The 17,675-nt window shown below is 65.5% G+C and carries 23 protein-coding genes; 11 read left to right on the plus strand and 12 right to left on the minus strand.

What is annotated here, in order from left to right:
- Window positions 1-24 precede the first annotated feature (24 nt).
- The 4 genes from LZA78_RS04345 to lgt all read right to left on the minus strand — a co-directional run bounded on the left by LZA78_RS04345 (window position 25) and on the right by lgt (window position 3,773).
- Window positions 25-834, minus strand: coding sequence for a Hint domain-containing protein (locus LZA78_RS04345; RefSeq protein WP_306798959.1), 810 nt, complete (start codon window positions 832-834; stop codon window positions 25-27).
- A gap of 217 nt (window positions 835-1,051) precedes the next feature.
- On the minus strand, window positions 1,052-1,813 hold the full coding sequence (gene pgeF, locus LZA78_RS04350; RefSeq protein ID WP_233675714.1) for a peptidoglycan editing factor PgeF: 762 nt from the start codon (window positions 1,811-1,813) through the stop codon (window positions 1,052-1,054).
- A gap of 2 nt (window positions 1,814-1,815) precedes the next feature.
- Window positions 1,816-2,898: a class I SAM-dependent methyltransferase gene (locus tag LZA78_RS04355; RefSeq protein ID WP_233675715.1), complete on the minus strand. Its 1,083-nt coding sequence runs from the start codon at window positions 2,896-2,898 to the stop codon at window positions 1,816-1,818.
- Window positions 2,895-3,773, minus strand: a complete 879-nt coding sequence (lgt, locus tag LZA78_RS04360) for a prolipoprotein diacylglyceryl transferase (protein WP_233675716.1) — start codon at window positions 3,771-3,773, stop codon at window positions 2,895-2,897. Before lgt ends, LZA78_RS04355 begins: the two co-directional genes overlap by 4 nt.
- A 116-nt stretch (window positions 3,774-3,889) precedes the next feature.
- Here lgt and LZA78_RS04365 point away from each other — a divergent pair, with 116 nt between their 5' ends.
- Entirely contained in the window at window positions 3,890-4,135 is a 246-nt protein-coding gene (locus LZA78_RS04365; protein WP_233675717.1) for an accessory factor UbiK family protein, read from the plus strand.
- Here the strand turns inward: LZA78_RS04365 and LZA78_RS04370 are convergent, their stop codons facing one another.
- On the minus strand, window positions 4,136-4,555 hold the full coding sequence (locus LZA78_RS04370; RefSeq protein ID WP_233675718.1) for an NUDIX hydrolase: 420 nt from the start codon (window positions 4,553-4,555) through the stop codon (window positions 4,136-4,138).
- A complete protein-coding gene (locus LZA78_RS04375) occupies window positions 4,552-4,863 on the minus strand; it encodes a DUF6476 family protein (RefSeq protein WP_233675719.1) in 312 nt (103 codons plus the stop codon). The genes LZA78_RS04370 and LZA78_RS04375 overlap by 4 nt, the downstream gene beginning before the upstream one ends.
- On the opposite strand from LZA78_RS04375, the gene LZA78_RS04380 reads away from it, so the two are divergent.
- The 4 genes from LZA78_RS04380 (at window position 4,862) to LZA78_RS04395 (ending at window position 9,000) form a co-directional block, all read left to right on the plus strand.
- Entirely contained in the window at window positions 4,862-5,911 is a 1,050-nt protein-coding gene (locus LZA78_RS04380) for an RluA family pseudouridine synthase (RefSeq protein WP_438811056.1), read from the plus strand. The genes LZA78_RS04375 and LZA78_RS04380 overlap by 2 nt on opposite strands.
- 151 nt (window positions 5,912-6,062) lie before the next feature.
- The gene (rpoH, locus tag LZA78_RS04385; RefSeq protein WP_233675721.1) at window positions 6,063-6,962 is read left to right on the plus strand and encodes an RNA polymerase sigma factor RpoH; all 900 of its coding nucleotides are present in this window, start codon (window positions 6,063-6,065) and stop codon (window positions 6,960-6,962) included.
- A 69-nt stretch (window positions 6,963-7,031) separates the two neighbouring features.
- Window positions 7,032-7,970, plus strand: coding sequence for an ankyrin repeat domain-containing protein (locus LZA78_RS04390; RefSeq protein WP_233675722.1), 939 nt, complete (start codon window positions 7,032-7,034; stop codon window positions 7,968-7,970).
- A 55-nt stretch (window positions 7,971-8,025) separates the two neighbouring features.
- A complete protein-coding gene (locus LZA78_RS04395) occupies window positions 8,026-9,000 on the plus strand; it encodes a Gfo/Idh/MocA family protein (protein ID WP_233675723.1) in 975 nt (324 codons plus the stop codon).
- Here the strand turns inward: LZA78_RS04395 and LZA78_RS04400 are convergent, their stop codons facing one another.
- Window positions 9,001-9,501, minus strand: coding sequence for an Lrp/AsnC family transcriptional regulator (locus LZA78_RS04400; protein ID WP_233675724.1), 501 nt, complete (start codon window positions 9,499-9,501; stop codon window positions 9,001-9,003).
- Window positions 9,502-9,670: 169 nt separating this feature from the next.
- Here LZA78_RS04400 and trxB point away from each other — a divergent pair, with 169 nt between their 5' ends.
- Window positions 9,671-10,612, plus strand: a complete 942-nt coding sequence (gene trxB / locus LZA78_RS04405) for a thioredoxin-disulfide reductase (RefSeq protein ID WP_233675725.1) — start codon at window positions 9,671-9,673, stop codon at window positions 10,610-10,612.
- Window positions 10,613-10,718: 106 nt separating this feature from the next.
- Here trxB and LZA78_RS04410 read toward each other — a convergent pair whose 3' ends face one another.
- On the minus strand, window positions 10,719-10,946 hold the full coding sequence (locus LZA78_RS04410; RefSeq protein ID WP_233675726.1) for a DUF1150 family protein: 228 nt from the start codon (window positions 10,944-10,946) through the stop codon (window positions 10,719-10,721).
- 10 nt (window positions 10,947-10,956) lie between these two features.
- The gene (locus LZA78_RS04415) at window positions 10,957-11,370 is read right to left on the minus strand and encodes an Hsp20 family protein (protein ID WP_233675727.1); all 414 of its coding nucleotides are present in this window, start codon (window positions 11,368-11,370) and stop codon (window positions 10,957-10,959) included.
- A 206-nt stretch (window positions 11,371-11,576) separates the two neighbouring features.
- Between LZA78_RS04415 and LZA78_RS04420 the strand changes: the two genes are divergently transcribed.
- The 3 genes from LZA78_RS04420 to LZA78_RS04430 are packed head-to-tail and all read left to right on the plus strand — an operon-like array spanning window position 11,577 to window position 13,395.
- Window positions 11,577-11,795, plus strand: coding sequence for a YdcH family protein (locus tag LZA78_RS04420; RefSeq protein ID WP_233675728.1), 219 nt, complete (start codon window positions 11,577-11,579; stop codon window positions 11,793-11,795).
- Window positions 11,796-11,849: 54 nt separating this feature from the next.
- Window positions 11,850-12,338 (plus strand): 5-(carboxyamino)imidazole ribonucleotide mutase, encoded by a 489-nt coding sequence (gene purE / locus LZA78_RS04425; RefSeq protein WP_233675785.1) that lies wholly within the window; start codon window positions 11,850-11,852, stop codon window positions 12,336-12,338.
- Entirely contained in the window at window positions 12,331-13,395 is a 1,065-nt protein-coding gene (locus LZA78_RS04430) for a 5-(carboxyamino)imidazole ribonucleotide synthase (RefSeq protein WP_233675729.1), read from the plus strand. The genes purE and LZA78_RS04430 overlap by 8 nt, the downstream gene beginning before the upstream one ends.
- Before the next feature lie 67 nt (window positions 13,396-13,462).
- On the opposite strand, the gene LZA78_RS04435 is transcribed toward LZA78_RS04430, so the two are convergent.
- The 3 genes from LZA78_RS04435 to LZA78_RS04445 are packed head-to-tail and all read right to left on the minus strand — an operon-like array spanning window position 13,463 to window position 16,147.
- The gene (locus LZA78_RS04435) at window positions 13,463-14,305 is read right to left on the minus strand and encodes a DMT family transporter (protein WP_233675730.1); all 843 of its coding nucleotides are present in this window, start codon (window positions 14,303-14,305) and stop codon (window positions 13,463-13,465) included.
- 53 nt (window positions 14,306-14,358) lie between these two features.
- Window positions 14,359-15,087 (minus strand): esterase/lipase family protein, encoded by a 729-nt coding sequence (locus tag LZA78_RS04440; RefSeq protein WP_233675731.1) that lies wholly within the window; start codon window positions 15,085-15,087, stop codon window positions 14,359-14,361.
- Window positions 15,088-15,127: 40 nt separating this feature from the next.
- On the minus strand, window positions 15,128-16,147 hold the full coding sequence (locus LZA78_RS04445) for a ribose-phosphate pyrophosphokinase (RefSeq protein ID WP_233675732.1): 1,020 nt from the start codon (window positions 16,145-16,147) through the stop codon (window positions 15,128-15,130).
- Between the two features lie 114 nt (window positions 16,148-16,261).
- Here LZA78_RS04445 and LZA78_RS04450 point away from each other — a divergent pair, with 114 nt between their 5' ends.
- Window positions 16,262-16,858 carry a 2-hydroxychromene-2-carboxylate isomerase gene (locus LZA78_RS04450; protein WP_233675733.1) on the plus strand — a complete coding sequence of 199 codons (597 nt, stop codon included), beginning with the start codon at window positions 16,262-16,264 and terminating at the stop codon, window positions 16,856-16,858.
- Entirely contained in the window at window positions 16,858-17,670 is an 813-nt protein-coding gene (locus tag LZA78_RS04455; protein ID WP_233675734.1) for an alpha/beta fold hydrolase, read from the plus strand. Before LZA78_RS04450 ends, LZA78_RS04455 begins: the two co-directional genes overlap by 1 nt.
- Window positions 17,671-17,675: the final 5 nt, after the last annotated feature.

The following is a 17,675-nucleotide window of genomic DNA, read 5'->3' on the forward strand; positions in this document are numbered from 1 at the left end:
AAACGGGGCCGCGAGGCCCCGTTTTCAATCCCAGAGTGCCGCCATCGCCTTAAGGCCAAGTCGCGGCAGGGCCAGTTCGCCGAAATCCTCGAGACGGTGCATATTCGGGAAAAGCGCAAGGAACAGTTCAAGCATTCGCGGATCGACCAGTTCGTCAAGGCCGATCCCAGGATGATAGCTTTCGACATCGACGCCCCCGACCCTGAAGGCCGCGTGGTGGTCGAGCACGATGTGATAGGTGGTGATCGGCGCAACGGGGGCCACCTCGATGATGCCGATGCCGTCCACCAGCGCGCAAGCCGGCACAAAGGCCGCCTCGGCGCCCGAGATGCGGCGAACCCGCGCGCTGTCCAGGCGGATGCGCGCGCCCGGCCCCAACACCAGATCGGCCATCGGGCGCCCCTCGCCCAGAGCCTCGGCGGTCAGGCGGGTCATGCAGGTCCGCCCCTCACCGCAATCGGCCCCCATCGCAGAAAAATGGGTCATTGAGCCGATCCACCGGACCAGCCGCGCCTCGCCGCCCGCCGTCAGAACTTCGGCACCCGGCATCAGGTCCTCGATCGCGCAGGGGCCAGAGGTGGTCTGCACCACAGCACCACGCGCAAGCGCAGAACAGGCGTGCTCGAACAGCGGAATGGCGGGCGCGATACGGCTTGATGTGTCAATCTCACCCGAAGGTGTGAGCCAGGCGGCCTCGTATCGGCGCGTCAGAGGAATCGCGCGCAGAGGCCGCCGCTCAGTTCCAACGTGCCCGCGCAGATGCGCGTGCGATGGGCCAGACCGGTCCCCGCCAGAGATTGCAACACCCATGGCAGGAGGGTGAGGATATGACATGCGAACAGCCCTTTCGGTCTGGTCACATCTGCTACGGCCCCCACCGGATGCAGAGAGACAACCCGATTATGGCGGGGCGGCGCATTGGCGTCAAATTTATGAAGCTATTGTGACAGTCCGCGTGGCCAGTCCGCGCGCCGCATCCCTTACTGTTTCCCCGAACGAGAATTTCGCCGCATTCTCGCCACAGTTCAGGGCCGACAAGCCGAATCGCGGATCACAGCCGGATGGTCGAGATCAGGCGGCCGTAATCAGCCTCTCCCGTATGGGTTGTGCGGCGATAGGAATAGAACCGCTCGCTGTCCGAATAGGTGCAGTGGCGCGTCCATTCGGCCTCGCCCACGCCCGCCTCGCGCAAGCGATGCAGCCCGAAGGCAGGCAGATCGAACATAGGCTTGCCCGCAGGTCCGCCGGAGAAGAAGCGACCATAATCGGGGTCTTCGGTCAGGAAGTTCTCCATGAAGTCGTGGCCGACCTCATAGGCGCGCTGCGAGATGCAGGGACCGATGACCGCCGTGATATTCGCGCGATCCGCCCCGAGGGCCTCCATCGCTTCGACGGTCGCCTCAAGCACGCCCTCAAGTGCGCCACGCCAGCCCGCATGGGCCGCACCCACGACCCCGGCCTGACGGTCGGCAAACAGCACCGGCTGGCAATCGGCGGTCAGGACAGTCAGCAGCACGCCCGGGGTCGCCGTCACCAGCGCATCGGCCTGCACCGCCGCGTCAAGCGGGCCTGTCACGCTTAGCACATCGGCGGAATGGACCTGGTGCACACCCACCATCGCCTCGGGCGTCACGCCCATGGCCGCAGCTACGCGATCGCGGTTGACGTTGACAGCGTCCGTCAGATCGCTGGACCCATGGCCGCAATTCAGCCCCTGGAACACGCCGGACGAGGCGCCCCCTTTGCGGGTGAAAAAGCCATGCGAAACACCGTTCAGAGCAGGCGAAGTCAGGATTTCAAGAGTGGTCGGCATGATCAGTCACGGGCCCTATCGAACCCCGGCGGCAGCGGGGCGTTGGCGGGATAAATGGCAAGGGTCTGGAACAGGTGACCCATTTCCTCGGGGTGGGTCAAGCGGCGATGCGCGGCGATATGGCTTTCGAGCGCCGTGCCGCTCAGCTTACGGGCAAGGCCCTGCGCGCGGGCGGTGATCCCCAGACGTTCCAGCAGCACACCCTGCGGGGTCATCGCGCTGACGGCGGCGCCCGCGTCGCGCGCCGCTTGGGCAAGCGGCTCGAACGCGACATGGGCCGTCAGGTCGGCCTCGCCGGGGTTGGCGAAGGGGCTTTCGGGTTGGTGCGCGCGCAGGGCCTGGAAGGTATCGCCCAAGCTGCGCCAGTTGCCGTAGTCGATGAAGATCGCAACCCCGCCCTGCGCCGCGATGCGCCCCGCGACAGCCGAGGCGACAGACGGGCCACCGGGGCAGACCTCGACGACATCGCCCTCGGCCGTATCGGCCATGCGATCGCGCAGCAAAGCCAGCGGCAGCGGCGCGGTGAGGCCGGGCACCAGCGCGCCATCGGGGCCAAGGCCCACCTGACGCTCGGCCCAGGCATTGCCGTGACGCTCAAACTGGCGGATCGGAAGGGCGTCGATGAACTCGTTGGCGACCAGATAAAGCGGGCCTTCGGGCAGCGCCTCGACGCTTTCGTGCCAGGTCACGTTCAGCCCCGCCAGCCGGTCGCGCTGAATGCCGCGCAGGGTGGCCGAAGCCTCTATCAGATGGATCTCGGCAGCATCGATCATGCCGGGCACGGCGCGCATCGCGCGGGTCATATCGGCCATCAGGGTGCCGCGCCCCGGCCCCGGCTCCGCCAGGATGAAGCGCGCAGGCCGGCCCTGATCGACCCAGACCTGCGCGAGGCACAGGCCCAGCATCTCGCCAAACATCTGCGAGATTTCGGGCGCGGTGATGAAATCCCCGCCAGCCCCGAAGGGATCGCGCGTCGCGTAATAGCCGTGTTCGGGGTGTAGCAGGCATTCGGCCATGTAGTGATCGAGCCGCATCGGCCCCTCGGTCGCGATCTTGCGGGCGAGGATCGCGGCGAGCGGGGTCATGCCGCGCTCCGCGCGCGCCAGATCAGCCACAGACCCACGACGATCATCGGCAGCGACAGGATTTGACCCATCGTCAACCCACCGCCCGCGAATTGCAGCGCATAGCCCAAGGGGTTGTCCACGCTGGCAAATTGCGCGTCGGGCTGGCGGAACAGCTCGACAAAGGCGCGGGCCGCGCCGTAGCCGATCAGGAACACACCAAAGAGCGTGCCGGGGCGGCGCAGTGCGCCCGCCTGCAACATCACCCACAGGATGACGCCGAGCAAAAGCCCCTCAAGCCCCGCCTCGTAAAGCTGCGAGGGATGGCGCGCGCAGAGGCCATCGACCTGCCCGGCCCAGCCGTAACAGGCCTGCGCCTCGGGCACCGGGAAGATCACGCCCCAGGGCATGTCGGTCGGGCGGCCCCAAAGCTCGGGCTTGATGAAATTCGCGATGCGGCCAAGGAACAGCCCGATCGGCGCCACCAGCGCGGCGGCATCCGCGATGTTCAAAACCGGCAGCATGTTGCGGCGGCAGAACCACCAGATCGCCACGACAACGCCCAGAAACCCGCCGTGGAAGGACATGCCACCCTGCCAGACCTTCAGGATTTCAAGCGGATGGGAAAGGTAATAACCCGGCTGGTAGAACAGCACGAAGCCAAGCCGCCCGCCCAGAATGACGCCGACGATGACGGCGGTCAGCAGATCCTCGACCCGCTCGGGTAGCATCGGCGCCTGCCCGCCCCACAGCTTGGGGCGCCGCATCAGTCCGACGACCATGCGCCAGCCCAGCACCAGCCCCGCGATATAGGCGAGCGCATACCAGCGGATCGGCAGATCCACGCCCGGAATGACAAAGGCGTTCGGGTCGATATCGGGGAAGGGAATGGCCATGGCGCTCCTCGTGTCGGGGCGCACAACACCCCGGCCCCGCGTCGAAGTCAACCTTGTCTCTGGGCGCGCGCAGGCTCATATAGGGCAAAACCCCGTGACACGACCGGAGAGACCCGATGGAAGCGCCGAACAAGTTCTTTGATGAAATGTCCAAGCTGATGACCAACGCCATGGGCGTGGCGCAGGGCGCCAAGACCGAGGCCGAGACCGCGATGAAAAGCTGGATGGACCGCTGGCTGGCCGACCGCGATTTCGTCACCCGCGAGGAATTCGACGCGGTGAAAGCCATGGCCCAAAAGGCCCGCGAGGAGAACGAGGCCCTCAAGGCCCGCATCGCCAAGCTCGAGAACGCCGAGAAATAATTACCCGCGCCCGAGCGCGCGACGCAGAACCTCATCGACGCGGCGGCTCATCGGGAGTTGCCGCGCGAGCACCTGCCCTACCTCGACCCATGCCGCCTCAAGCGCGTCATCGGCGGCAAGAGGCTCCCCCGCCCGGTAGCGGCATTGCACCGCGACGAGGTGATAGTGGAAGGCCACGGCACCGCTGTCATCGTGCGAGATCGCATCGGCGCTGGCGATGATTTGCCCCTGATCGGCGCTGACGCCGGTTTCCTCGGCCAGTTCGCGCAGGGCCGCGGCCTCGACCGTCTCGCCCCAATCGACCTTGCCACCCGGAAAGCCCCAAAGCCCCACATCGGGCGGATTGGCGCGGCGCACCAGCAGGACCGAGTCGCCCCTTAGCACCACGGCCAGAACGCCAAGGCGCGGGATCCCGCTCATTGCCCGCCAGACAGAACGGTTTGGCCGATCAGCCGCCCGTCGGTGCCATAGACCAGCACGCGGTCATCGGCGCTTAGCACCACGATGCGCTCACCGGCAAAGGTGATGGCGGCGGGAGAAACCCCCTCGGGCAGCGTGATCGTCTCGGGCAGGACGGGCATCACCGCCTTGTCGGGCATGCGGATGACAATCAGCGCGACGATGATTATAAGCCCCAGGATCATCGTGGCCGTCAGCGCCGTCACCAGAACTTTGAGAAAGCGGACCTCGGGCAGCGGGGTCTGATCGGAAGGCATCATGTCGGACATGGAAGAACGTATCCTGAAGCTGGTGATCGAAGCCGGAGAAGACGGCAATCCCCCCGCTGACCGCCTTGATAAGGCGCTTGCCGCCATTGTGCCAGAGGAAGCGGCTCTGTCGCGCTCGCGTCTGGCGAAGATGATCGCCGAGGGCGCGGTGTTGCGCAACGGCGCGCCGATTACCGACCAGAAGGCCAAGGTGGCCGTGGGCGATATCTTCGAGATCACCTTGGCCCCCCCCAAGCCTGTTGAAACCGTCGCGCAGGAAATCCCGCTTGTGGTGCTGTGGGAGGATGACGACCTGATCGTCATCGACAAGCCCGCGGGCATGGTCGTCCACCCTGCACCGGGGTCCGAGGACGGCACGCTGGTGAACGCGCTCTTGCATCATTTCGGCGGCAACCTGTCGGGCATCGGCGGCGAGGCACGGCCCGGCATCGTTCACCGTATCGACAAGGACACCTCGGGGCTGCTGGTCGTGGCGAAGTCCGACCGCGCGCATCACGGCCTTGCCGCGCAGTTCGAGAAGCACTCGGTCCACCGTCATTACCTGGCCGTAGTGCATGGTGTGCCCGACGCCGCCGACCCGCGCCTGCGCGGCACCCGCGGGGTCAGCTTCGAGGCGGGGAATATCCTGAAAATCACCTCACAGCTTGCGCGCCACAAGACCGACCGACAGCGTCAGGCCGTGCTGTTCGACGGCGGCCGCCATGCCGTCACCCGCGCCCGCGTGGTCGAGGATTTCGCGGGCACCGCAGCACTTGTGGATTGCTGGCTCGAGACCGGGCGCACGCACCAGATCCGCGTGCACATGGCCCATGCGGGTCACGGGCTGATCGGCGATCCGGTCTATGGCGGCAAGCGCAAGCTGCCCGCCAAGGTGATCGGCGAGGCCGCCGCCCAGGCTGCCGCCAGCTTCCCCCGGCAGGCGCTGCACGCGGCCACGCTTGGCTTCATCCACCCCGTCACGCGCGAGGAACTAAGCTTCTCCTCCCCCCTGCCCGCCGACATGGAGGCGCTGCTGGAAAGCTTGCGCAACGGCGCGCAGAAGGCCTGAGCTGTTAGCGTTCACGAAAGCGTCAGCAAGTGTTGCGATGCGACGGAAAGCGCACCATTCTGCGTTCAGAACTCTGAGAAATCGGCCGGACAGCACTTGAACGGCGCGTCAGCGCTCCCACTTCTGGGGGTCGATAAGGGAGAAGGTCTGAATGACAACTTATGCCAACCTGCCTGCACCCAGCCCCGAACAGGGCCTGAACCGCTATTTGCAGGAAATCCGCAAGTTTCCGCTCCTCGAACCCGAGGAAGAATACATGCTGGCCAAGGCTTGGGTCGATCATCAGGATTCGGAATCTGCGCACCGGCTGGTGACCTCGCACCTACGTCTCGCCGCCAAGATCGCCATGGGCTATCGCGGCTATGGCCTGCCGCAGGCCGAGGTGATCTCGGAGGCGAACGTGGGCCTGATGCAGGCGGTGAAGCGTTTCGACCCGGAAAAGGGCTTTCGTCTGGCGACCTATGCGATGTGGTGGATCCGTGCCGCGATCCAGGAATACATCCTGCGCTCGTGGTCGCTGGTGAAGCTTGGAACGACCTCGGCGCAGAAGAAGCTGTTTTTCAACCTGCGCAAGGCCAAGTCGAAGATCGGCGCCTATGAAGACGGCGACCTGCGCCCCGAGAACGTGGCCCAGATCGCGCGCGATCTGAACGTGACCGAGGACGAGGTCATCTCGATGAACCGCCGCCTGTCGGGCTCGGACGCCTCGCTGAACGCGCAGGTGGGCGCGACCGATGGCGACAGCGGCTCGCAGTGGCAGGACTGGCTTGAGGACGAGGATGCCGACCAGGCCGAGGCGTATGCCGAGGCCGACGAGCTGGAGGCCCGCCGTGCCATGCTGATCGCCGCGATGGACGTTCTGAACGAGCGCGAGCGCGATATCCTGATGCAGCGCCGCCTGCGCGACGAGCCCGTCACGCTGGAAGAACTCTCGAGCCAGTATGACGTCTCGCGTGAGCGGATTCGGCAAATCGAGGTGCGCGCCTTCGAGAAGCTGCAAGACCGGATGCGGACCCTTGCCCGCGAAAAGGGCATGGCAATACCCGCTTAAGGCCGCATTCGCGCCATGAAACTCTGCAAGAACGGGCCATCACGGCCCGTTTTTCTTGCCGAGGATTTCATGACGAAGATTCGCAAAGATAGTGCTTTGCACCCGCATACGCCCCTGCGCCCCACCACCGCCGCACCCCGTGCGCGCACGGTGCAGCCGGTTGCAATTGAAGATGTCGCCCGGAACGCCGCCGCCGATCGGGCCGAGCATTGGCTGGCCCAGGTCCGCGCGGCCGAGCAATCGGGCAATATGGAGCGCGTGGCCGCACTGGTGCAGATGCTGCGCGCGAACTCGGCGCGACCGACCTGTAATAACGCCGATCCGAACCATGAACTCCGCGATGCGATCGAAAGTGGCGATCTTGCTGCGCTGTCCGATCTGCTGGCCACGGGCATCGACCTGAACGCCCTGACTGACGGCTTCGGAATGCCCCCCCTGATCTGGGCCATGAGCGCCAATCACCGCTCGGCCAAGGTGATCGGTGCGCTTCTGGCCCATGGGGCCGACGCGCGCTTTGTCAGCGACGAGGGCTATAACCCGCTGCATTTCGTCGGTGGCTACCCCTGGGGCGATGAAACACCGAATGAGCTTTGCGCCATCGTCGCGCTGCTAAAAAAGCACGGCGCGCGGATGGAAGGGCGCACCCATTGGGGCTGGACGCCGCTTTACCGCGCGGTCTTCGAGGGCAATACGACCGAAGTCGCGGCCCTGCTACGCCATGGCGCCGATCCGAATGCCGCCCCGGCCGAGCGCGCCGCCCCCGGCTATACACGCGCCGAGCATATGCTGATCGCCGCCGGGCATCAGGCCGGCAAGCTGCGCCTGCTGCTTGAACACGGCGCCGACCCGCGCCCGGTCATCGGCAGTTTCGCCGTGAAGGCCGCGCAGGCCGAGATGGCACTGGCCGAACGCCGCGCAAATGGCCGCGATGCCCGCTATGAGGAAGAGGTGGTCGAAGGATACGAGGCCTCGCTTGCGCTGATGCGCGCGGCCCTTGCCCGCCACTAGACCACCCCCGCACTTCGCGATAGGGTGCCCGCGTTAGCGCAAACGGAGGGGCATAATGAAACCGATCAGCTGGGGCATCCTGGGGGCGTCGAACTTCGCGCTGAAACACATGGGGCCCGCCATCCACGCCGCAAACGGCGCACGGCTTGGCGCCCTTGCTACCGCATCGCCCGAGAAAGCCGCGCCCTTCCGTGCCTTCTGCCCCGATCTGCGGGTGCATGACAGCTACGAGGCGCTACTGGCCGACCCCGAGATCGAGGCCGTCTATATCCCCCTGCCCAACACGCTTCATATCGAATGGAGCCTGAAGGCGCTGGCGGCGGGCAAGCATGTTCTGTGCGAAAAGCCCATTGCCATGCGCGCCGAAGAAATCGACCCGCTGATCGCCGCGCGCGATGCCTCGGGCCTATTTGCGACCGAGGCCTATATGATCGCGCATCACCCGCAATGGGAGCAGGTGCGCGAGTGGCTCGACGAAGGGCAGATCGGCGAGTTGCGCCATGCCGACGTGGCCTTTTCCTTCAACAACCCCGACCCTGCGAATATCCGCAACCGGGCGGAAACCGGGGGCGGCTCGATCCCCGATATCGGCGTCTATGCCTATTCCTCGGTGCGCTACGCCGCGCGGGCGGAACCGGGCGCATTGCGCGCACAGATCCGTCGCGAGAACGGTGTGGATGTCTTTGCGCAGGTGACCGGCGAGATGATCGGGCCGCAGGGCAGCTTCAGCTATTCAGCCATCACTTCGACGCGCCTGCACCCGAGGCAAGAAGTCACCTTCCAGGGCGATCGCGGCCTGATCCGGGTGCATGTGCCCTTCAACGCGGGGGTGTTTGGCGAGGCTAGCCTGACCCTGCAACGCATGGGCGAGCCCGACCGCGTTCTGCGCTATCCCGGCATCAATCAATACGTGCTTCAGGTCGAGAATTTCACCCGCCATATCCGCGAGGGCGCACCCTACCCCTGGACGCTTGAAGACGCGCGCGCGGGTCAGGCGATGATCGACAAGGTACGGGCGTCGGAGGTCTGATCAGGCCAGCTTGGCCAGACGCTCTTCGAGCACGTCGAAGGGCACGCCGGGTTCATCCTTGGCACAGCGGATCACCAGCGAGGTCTTGACCGAGGCGACGTTCTCGGCCGCGGTCAGTTGCCCGGTCAGGAAGCTCTGGAAGGTGCTCAGATCGGGGGCCGCGCATTTCAGCACGAAGTCGATCTCGCCGTTCAGCATGTGGCACTCGCGCACGAGCGGCCAGGCGCGGCAGCGGTTTTCAAACGCGGACAGGTCGGCCTCGGCCTGGCTTTGCAGCCGCACCATGGCGAAGACCTGAACCTCGAATCCCAGTTCGCGCGGGTTCACATCGGCATGGTAGCCGCGAATATAGCCCGCCTCCTCGAGTGTGCGGACACGGCGCAGGCAGGGCGGCGCCGAGATCCCGACGCGCTTGGCCAGTTCGACGTTGGTCATCCGGCCGTCCGCCTGAAGTTCGGCCAGAATCTTCCGGTCGATCTCGTCAAGCTTTGTACTGGCCATGGTTTCCTCCACAATTGTGCGCGAACTTACTCGTGAGACGGGACGGGCGCAATAATATTTCGCACAGGCGAGATCAAGAGCAATTGACCATAGTCACCCAAGCGCAACGAAGGGGTTTCCGCCGCGCTCCGCTCTGACTATATCGGTCGGAGAATGACAGGAGGCCGGCATGGGCGAGACGAAGAAAACCAAGGTTCTGATCATCGGGTCCGGCCCGGCGGGTTATACGGCGGCGGTTTACTCCGCGCGCGCCATGCTGAACCCCGTTCTGGTGCAGGGTCTGCAACCCGGCGGCCAGCTGACCATCACCACCGAGGTCGAGAACTGGCCGGGCCGCACCGAGGTGCAGGGCCCCGACCTGATGGTGCAGATGGAAGAGCACGCCCGCGCCATGGGCGCCGAGATCATCAGCGACACGATCCTGTCGCTGGATCTGTCGAAACGCCCTTTCGTCGCACAGGGCGATCTGGGCACCACCTATGAGGCCGACGCCGTGATCCTCGCGACCGGCGCGCAGGCGCGCTGGCTTGGCCTGCCCTCGGAAGAGAAGTTCAAGGGCTTTGGCGTTTCGGCCTGTGCGACCTGCGACGGATTCTTCTATCGCGGTAAGGAAGTCGTGGTGATCGGCGGCGGCAACACGGCTGTTGAAGAGGCGCTCTTCCTGACCAACTTCGCCTCGAAAGTGACGGTGATCCACCGCCGCGACAGCTTCCGCGCCGAGAAGATCCTGCAAGAGCGCCTATTCAAGAACCCCAAGGTCGAAGTAGTCTGGAACCACACCGTCGAAGAGATCGTCGGCACCGAGGCGCCGCTTGGTGTGACTGGCGTGCGCGCGAAAGACGTGAATTCCGGCGAAGAGCGCGTGATCCCCTGCGACGGCTTCTTCGTCGCGATTGGCCATGCGCCCGCCTCGGAACTGGTCAAGGACAAGTTGGAGCTGCACCACGGCGGCTATGTGAAGGTTGAGCCGGGCACCACGCGCACCTCGGTCGAGGGCGTGTTCGCCGCGGGCGACCTGACCGACCATGTCTATCGCCAGGCCGTGACCTCGGCGGGCATGGGCTGCATGGCGGCGCTTGATGCCGAGCGCTGGCTGGCCGAGCACGAATAACCGCACCTTAGAACGCAGAAACAGCACGCGCCCCGGCCCACCGGGGCGTTTTGCATGCCTGGGGCAAATGAAAAGGGGGCCAGCGGCCCCCTTCGGTATTCGTAATTCAGTGCACGTTCACCGGCGCCAGATCATTCTGCCGCGCAAGGATGAAGGCAAGCTCACGCTCCTTCACCAGCGCAAGCCGCTCGCCATTGGCATCATGCACGGCGTAAAGTTTGCGCAAGCCGCCCGCCTGGGCCTGAACCTCTTCGGGCAGTTCGCTCACATCGACCGGGCGGACATAGACGATGCGCTCGTCGCTTTCGTGGCCGAATTCGAATTTCGTCTCCATGCGCGCCTCCTTACCTGCGGTGAATCGGGATCGTCTGCACAACCGGGTCGGGCTGCGCCCGCTTCAGGTCGATATGCAAAAGGCCGTTCTCCAGCCCCGCGCCCGCAACCTCGACTCCCTCTGCCAGCACGAAGCTGCGCTGGAAGGCGCGGGCCGCGATACCGCGGTGCAGGAACAGCCGCTCGGCCCCCTCGTCGGCCTGCCGCCCGCGGATGACCAGCGCGCGGTCCTCCATCGTGATCGACAGATCGGCGTCGGAAAAACCGGCAACCGCCAGCGTGATGCGGAACGCATCGGCCCCGGATTGCTCAATGTTATAGGGCGGGTAACCGTCCGAGCCGGTTTTGACCGTCCGCTCGACAAGGCGCTCAAGCTGGTCGAAGCCCAGCAGGTAAGGATGTGCGCCAAAGCTCAGTTTCGTCATGAGGCAAGCCCTTCTTCAAGCGACGTTGCAAACCGGATCCCGCTTCTGCGGCGATCCCTTCCCCCAAGATATGGGCAGGCGAAAGATGGCCTGCAAGAGGGTGCGGCCTTCGCGCACAGGGCGATTTTTCCACCGCAAGGGCGCGGAATTGTTATATTAACCCTCACCCCGACCGAGTCGCCCTGCCAGCCAAACGGAAGCCAGATATGAACGCACATATCGAAATGAACCCAGAAGAGGTGCTCCGCATGAAGCTTGGGGTGCTCAGAAGCGAGCACCGCGACCTTGATGAGGCGATCTACGCGCTGCAACAGACCGGACACCCGGATCAGTTGCGCCTTGTGCGGCTGAAAAAGCAGAAACTCGCGCTCAAGGACCAGATTGCGCGGATCGAGGACCAGCTGACCCCCGACATCATCGCCTGAGCCCTTGCCCCCACGGCGCACCTGCCTATAGTGCGCGCCTCTGACGGAGGGACGATCATGGGCGTTAAAGTTGGAATCATCATGGGCAGCCAGTCGGACTGGTCCACCATGCGGGAGGCGGCAACAATCCTCGACGAACTGGGCATCGCCTATGAGAAAAAGATCGTCTCGGCCCACCGCACCCCCGACCGTCTCTGGGCCTATGGCAAAAGCGCCGTCGAGCGCGGCCTGCATGTGATCATCGCGGGCGCGGGTGGCGCGGCGCACCTGCCGGGCATGATGGCCTCGAAGACCCGCGTGCCGGTGATTGGCGTTCCGGTGCAGACCCGTGCACTGTCGGGCGTGGACAGCCTTTATTCGATCGTGCAGATGCCCAAGGGCTTTCCGGTTGCGACCATGGCAATCGGTGCGGCGGGCGCGGCCAATGCGGGCCTGATGGCGGCTGGCATCCTGGCGATCAACGACGCCGATCTGGCCGCCCGCCTCGATGCCTGGCGCGACGCCCTTTCAGCCTCGATCCCCGATGAGCCCGCCGATGAGTGAGATGCTGCACCCCGGCGCGACCATTGGTATTCTCGGCGGCGGCCAGCTGGGGCGGATGCTCTCGGTTGCGGCCTCGCGGCTTGGCTTCAAGTGCCACATCTTCGAGCCCGGCGCGGAGCCCCCCGCGGGCCATGTTGCGCATCGGGTGACCACCGCAGGCTATGACGATGCCGTGGCGTTGGCCGAGTTCGCAGCCTCGGTCGATGTGGTGACCTATGAGTTTGAGAATATCCCCACCGAGGCGCTCGATCTGATTGAGGCCACCCGCGCGATCCGCCCGGGCCGCCGCGTTCTGGCAATCAGCCAGGACCGTATTCACGAGAAGAGCTTTGTGAACGAGATCGGTCTGGCCACCGCTCCCTGGGCCGAGGTGAGCGATATGGCCTCGCTTGAGGCCGCGATCGCAAAGATCGGCACTCCGGCGATCCTGAAAACCACGCGGCTTGGCTATGACGGCAAGGGCCAGGCGCGGATCATGGCGCCCGAGGATGCCCCCGCCGCGTTGGCCGCGATGGAAGGGGCCACCGCCGTTCTTGAGGGTTTTGTCGATTTTTCGGCCGAGATTTCGGTGATCGCGGCGCGCGGGCTGGATGGCTCGGTCGCCTGTTTCGATCCGGGCGAGAATGTCCACAAGAGCGGCATCCTGCACACCACCACCGTGCCCGCGCGGATCTCGGAGGCGCAGCGCACCGATGCGATCCTGATCGCGGCGCGGATCCTCAATGCGCTCGACTATGTCGGCGTGATGGGGGTGGAGCTGTTCGTGACCCCCAAGGGGCTGCTGGTGAACGAGATCGCGCCGCGGGTGCATAACTCGGGCCACTGGACGCAGGCGGGCTGCACGGTCGATCAGTTCGAGCAGCATATCCGCGCGGTCGCCGGTTGGCCGCTTGGCGATGGCAGCCGCTATGCCGATGTCGAGATGCTGAACCTGATTGGCGACGATGTGGCGATGGTGCCCGATCTGGCCAAGGCGCCGCGCACGCAGATCCATCTCTACGGCAAGGCAGAGGCCAAGCCCGGGCGCAAGATGGGGCATGTGAACCGCGTGCTCTGAGCGCATGGGGGCGCTGCCCCCTCGGGCCTGCGGCCCTCTCCCCCGAGGTATTTTCGCCAAGAAGAAATCAGCGTTTCTTCAGCGAGAGGGCAATGCCGCCCAGGACAAGGGTGGCCGATATCCAGAAGCGTGGGCCGGGGATCTCGGCGAGCAGAAGCGCGCCGCCAAGTGCCGCGATCAGGGGCACCGATAGCTGTGCTATTGCGGCGAGGCTGGCGGGAACCTGTGGTAGGACGCGATACCAGAGCGCATAGCCAAGCCCCGAGGTAATTGCGCCCGAGGCCAGCGCGGGCCAGATACCCCAGACCTGTCCCTGCCCAGGATCGCCCGAGGCCGCAAGCCAGCCGAGCGCCAGGACGAGCGCCAGCGTGAAGTTGAGGGCGGTTGCCGCGAGCGGGTCGCGCACGCGCTTGCCGTTGAGCGAATAGAGCCCCCAGCCGATGCCGCCGAGCGCCATGAGGCCAACTCCGGCGGGGTTGATGGCGGCCCCGCTTGTGCCGGGCAGGAGCAGCGTCATCAACCCCACGAAGGCCAGTGCCGCGCCAATCAGGCGCCAGCGCGTCAGGCGTTCACGCATCATCCAGGCCCCCAGGAACATGGTGATCTGGACCGAGCCGAACAGCACCAGCGCGCCGATGCCCGCGTCGATCAGCCCGCTCGCGATGGAAAAGCCGTAGATATAGAGAAACAGCGTCGCCATGCCCGCCGCGACGACCTTGGGACTGATCCGCAACGACTTCGCGCCTTGCAGTGTCAGTGTCAGGCCGAGCAGCACGACCGCCCCCGCGCCAAGGCGCAGCACCGCCACCCATTCCGGGTCAAGACCAGCGCCGAAAACCGCCATCCGGTTCAGCACCGAATTCGAGGCGAAGGCCACCATGACAAGGGAGACAAGCAGGAAAAGGCGCATGGCGGCATCCTGCGCGTGGGCGGAGGGGAATGCAATCGCGCCTTTGGTGGGGCTCAACGGTGCGAGGACAGCTCTTTGAAGGCGTCAAGCCAGCTCATCGCGGGGCGGAACTGGCCGGTTTCGAGGAAGCTGAGCACCTCGAGGATCACGCGGGGATCGTTCATCATCCAGGTATGGGTGACAGGCAGAACGATATGCGCGCTGATCCCCGCGCCGAGGGTGCTGGTGACCGACACCTTGCCGTCATCCGGTCCGGGAATGAGCGCAGAGGTCACCGGATTGAGGCTCTCGTTGCCCGCGATCACCCCGGCGGGGAAATCTACGGACGGCAACTCAGCGGCGATCCCGTCGGGGCCGGTCCCGAGGGCAATACCGGCGGGGCCGTTGAGCCAGGCAAACCACGCCTGATCGCCGAAAGTATCGACGATCTCCGATCCCTGCGCAGGGGGTGCCAGCATGACCGCGCGGCCGATACGCGCGCTGTTTCCGGGTTCGATCGCCCAAAGGCGCAGCAATATCCCGCCCATGGAATGGGTCACGACATGCACGGGCCCCTCGGGGCAGCGGGTCACGGCCTCCTCGACATAGGCTACAAGCTCGGGCAGCGCGCGGCTGGTCGAGGGGTAGTCGGCGTTCACGACCTGATAGCCGCGCCCCGTGAGTACGTTTTCCAGCACTGTCAGGCTGGCGGGGCCGCGCGCAAGCCCGTGCAGCAGCACGACGCATTCCGCCGAGGCGGGCAAGGTCGTCAGCAGGAAAAGAAAAAAGGCCCGGATCCACATGATCCGGACCTTATCTCTGGTCGCGGGTGCTGGCCAGAACTCAGCCCTGCGAATAGAGGCCTTCGTAGATCGGCACGAGCGTATCGGTCTCGAAGAGCGACGAGACCGAGGTGCCCGACCAGGTGTTCAGGATCGCCTGGGCGAACATCGGCGCGGTCGGCACGATGCGGATATTCTTGGCGGCCTTCACGGCATCGGTCGGCTCGATCGAGTCGGTGATGACGAGCGATTTCATGACCGAGTTGGTCACGCGCTCAATCGCCGGGCCCGACAGGACGCCATGCGAGATATAGGCGTGGACCTCGGTCGCGCCGGCTTCCATCAGCACCTCGGCGGCCTTGCACAGCGTGCCGGCGGTGTCGCAGATGTCGTCAACGATGATGCATTTCTTGCCGCTCACGTCGCCGATCACGGTCATGCCGGCCACTTCGCCCGCCTTCTCGCGGCGCTTGTCCACGATGGCGAGGGGGGCGTTGATCCGCTTGGCAAGCTCACGCGCGCGGGCCACGCCGCCAACGTCGGGCGAAATCACCATGATGTCGTCGGTCTGGCCCTTGAAGTGGTGCAGGATATCCAGCGCGAAGATCGGCGAGGCATAGAGGTTGTCCACCGGGATATCGAAGAAGCCCTGGATCTGGGCTGCGTGCAGATCAAGCGTCAGAATGCGGTCAACGCCCGCCTCGGTCAGCAGGTTCGCCACCAGCTTGGCCGAGATCGGCGTGCGCGCCTTGGCGCGGCGGTCCTGACGGGCATAGCCGAAATAGGGGATCACGGCGGTGATGCGATCAGCCGAGGAACGCTTGAGCGCATCGGTGATGATCAGCAGTTCCATCAGGTTGTCGTTCGCCGGGCGCGAGGTCGACTGGATGATGTACATGTCCTCGCCGCGGACGTTCTCATAGACCTCGACGAAGATCTCCTGGTCGTTGAACCGCTCGACACGCGCATCGACCAGCCCGACCGACATGCCGCGGTGCATCGACATGCGGCGCGCAATGGAAGTCGCCAGCACCTTGTTGGCATTGCCGGAGATCAGTTTCGGTTCGGTCATGGCAGGCATCAGGTCACCTTTCGGCTGCGCCGGGAGCAGCGCCGGCGGATTCGGGGGGATTGCGCCTGCCTTAGCACCGGCCTAGCCTGCCCGCAAACATGACGCGCGCGTGAAAGGTGCCCGATGGCCCATATTGACTATTTTTTCTCCGTTCTCAGCCCCTGGACCTATCTGGCGGGCACCCGGCTTGAGGAAATCGCCGCCCGCCACGGGGCCGAGATCACCTATCGCCCGCTTGACGTGATGTCATTGTTCGACCGCACCGGCGGCACGCGCCCCGCCGCGCGCCATCCCAACCGCGTGGCCTACCGCAAGCAAGAGCTTGATCGCTGGTCGAAACGCCTCGGGATGGAGATGGACACCGGCCTGACCGCAGCGCACAACCCTGCCCCCTCCTCTTACGCGATCATCGCGGCGCAGAAGGCGGGCGACGGCGATCTGGGCGGCCTGACCCATGCGATCTTGCGGGCGCGTTGGGCCGAGGGCAAGGACATCGCCGACGACGCGGTGATCCGCGCGGCGCTGGAGGCCAACGGTTTTGACGGCAATCTCGTGACCACCGGGCTCTTCGACGGCGCGATGGCCTATGAGCGCAACCTCGAGGACGCCTCCGAACTTGGCGTCTTCGGCACGCCCTTCTACATCGTGCGCGAAACCGATCAGCGGTTCTGGGGGCAGGACCGGCTGGAGTTCCTCGACGAGCATCTGGGATCGCTCTGATGCCCAAGGATATGCGACAGGGCGCCGAGACCAACTGGCAGGTCATCGGCGAAGGAGAGCGGCCTGCGCTGGCCATCCACTGCATGTTGGGCTCGGGCGAGATGTGGACGCCGGTTCTGGCACCGCTTGGCGCGCAGACCAGCGCGACGACCTTCGACCTTCCCGGCCATGGCAAAAGTGCGCCTTGGACCCCGGAGACAGTCGAACCGGGCGCCTATCAGCGGCTGGCGGCGCAGATCGCGGCCTCGTTCATCGAACGTCCCGTGGATCTGATCGGGCACAGCTTCGGCGCCTCGGTCGCGCTGCGCATCGCCGTGGCGGCGCCCGAGGCGGTGCGCTCGCTCACGCTGGTCGAGCCGGTGCTGTTCAAGGCCGCCGAGGGCTCGGCCGAGTGGCAAGAGCTGCGCCCGCATCAGGATCATCTGGATGAGCTGATGCAAACCCGGCAATACGAAGAGGCCGCGCGGCGCTTCATGCGCGCCTGGGGCACCGGGCAAGAGTGGGACACCCTGCCCCCGCATCAACGCGCCCGCTTCATCGCGCAGATGGAGATCGTGGCCAACGTGACCCCGTCGAATTTCGACGACCCCGGGCAGATCACCCGCGAAGGCGGGATGGAGCAGATCGACGCGCCGGTGCTTCTGGTCTACGGCGACCGCAGCCCGCCGATCTCGGCCCGCGTGTGCGAGGCCATCGCCGCGCGTCTGCCCGATGTCGGCACCGCCTGCGTTCCGGGCGCGGGGCATATGCTGCCCCTGACCCATGCGCAGCAACTGACTGATCTGATCGCGCTGAACCTCGACCGCAGCTGACGCGC

Source organism: Rhodobacter flavimaris (assembly GCF_021378075.1).
Taxonomy (GTDB): Bacteria; Pseudomonadota; Alphaproteobacteria; order Rhodobacterales; family Rhodobacteraceae; genus Rhodobacter; species Rhodobacter flavimaris.

Bases quoted from the DNA above. Each gene is read 5' to 3' on its own strand.
- LZA78_RS04345 (WP_306798959.1), bottom strand. From the start codon at position 834: ATGTCATATCCTCACCCTCCTGCCATGGGTGTTGCAATCTCTGGCGGG.
- LZA78_RS04355 (WP_233675715.1), bottom strand. From the start codon at position 2,898: ATGACCCCGCTCGCCGCGATCCTCGCCCGCAAGATCGCGACCGAGGGG.
- LZA78_RS04450 (WP_233675733.1), top strand. From the start codon at position 16,262: ATGGCCCATATTGACTATTTTTTCTCCGTTCTCAGCCCCTGGACCTAT.
- LZA78_RS04395 (WP_233675723.1), top strand. From the start codon at position 8,026: ATGAAACCGATCAGCTGGGGCATCCTGGGGGCGTCGAACTTCGCGCTG.
- lgt (WP_233675716.1), bottom strand. From the start codon at position 3,773: ATGGCCATTCCCTTCCCCGATATCGACCCGAACGCCTTTGTCATTCCG.
- LZA78_RS04440 (WP_233675731.1), bottom strand. From the start codon at position 15,087: ATGTGGATCCGGGCCTTTTTTCTTTTCCTGCTGACGACCTTGCCCGCC.
- rpoH (WP_233675721.1), top strand. From the start codon at position 6,063: ATGACAACTTATGCCAACCTGCCTGCACCCAGCCCCGAACAGGGCCTG.
- LZA78_RS04455 (WP_233675734.1), top strand. From the start codon at position 16,858: ATGCCCAAGGATATGCGACAGGGCGCCGAGACCAACTGGCAGGTCATC.
- LZA78_RS04415 (WP_233675727.1), bottom strand. From the start codon at position 11,370: ATGACGAAACTGAGCTTTGGCGCACATCCTTACCTGCTGGGCTTCGAC.
- LZA78_RS04445 (WP_233675732.1), bottom strand. From the start codon at position 16,147: ATGCCTGCCATGACCGAACCGAAACTGATCTCCGGCAATGCCAACAAG.
- LZA78_RS04430 (WP_233675729.1), top strand. From the start codon at position 12,331: ATGAGTGAGATGCTGCACCCCGGCGCGACCATTGGTATTCTCGGCGGC.
- LZA78_RS04390 (WP_233675722.1), top strand. From the start codon at position 7,032: ATGACGAAGATTCGCAAAGATAGTGCTTTGCACCCGCATACGCCCCTG.
- LZA78_RS04370 (WP_233675718.1), bottom strand. From the start codon at position 4,555: ATGAGCGGGATCCCGCGCCTTGGCGTTCTGGCCGTGGTGCTAAGGGGC.
- LZA78_RS04410 (WP_233675726.1), bottom strand. From the start codon at position 10,946: ATGGAGACGAAATTCGAATTCGGCCACGAAAGCGACGAGCGCATCGTC.
- LZA78_RS04380 (WP_438811056.1), top strand. From the start codon at position 4,862: ATGGAAGAACGTATCCTGAAGCTGGTGATCGAAGCCGGAGAAGACGGC.
- LZA78_RS04400 (WP_233675724.1), bottom strand. From the start codon at position 9,501: ATGGCCAGTACAAAGCTTGACGAGATCGACCGGAAGATTCTGGCCGAA.
- LZA78_RS04365 (WP_233675717.1), top strand. From the start codon at position 3,890: ATGGAAGCGCCGAACAAGTTCTTTGATGAAATGTCCAAGCTGATGACC.
- pgeF (WP_233675714.1), bottom strand. From the start codon at position 1,813: ATGCCGACCACTCTTGAAATCCTGACTTCGCCTGCTCTGAACGGTGTT.
- trxB (WP_233675725.1), top strand. From the start codon at position 9,671: ATGGGCGAGACGAAGAAAACCAAGGTTCTGATCATCGGGTCCGGCCCG.
- LZA78_RS04435 (WP_233675730.1), bottom strand. From the start codon at position 14,305: ATGCGCCTTTTCCTGCTTGTCTCCCTTGTCATGGTGGCCTTCGCCTCG.
- LZA78_RS04420 (WP_233675728.1), top strand. From the start codon at position 11,577: ATGAACGCACATATCGAAATGAACCCAGAAGAGGTGCTCCGCATGAAG.
- LZA78_RS04375 (WP_233675719.1), bottom strand. From the start codon at position 4,863: ATGTCCGACATGATGCCTTCCGATCAGACCCCGCTGCCCGAGGTCCGC.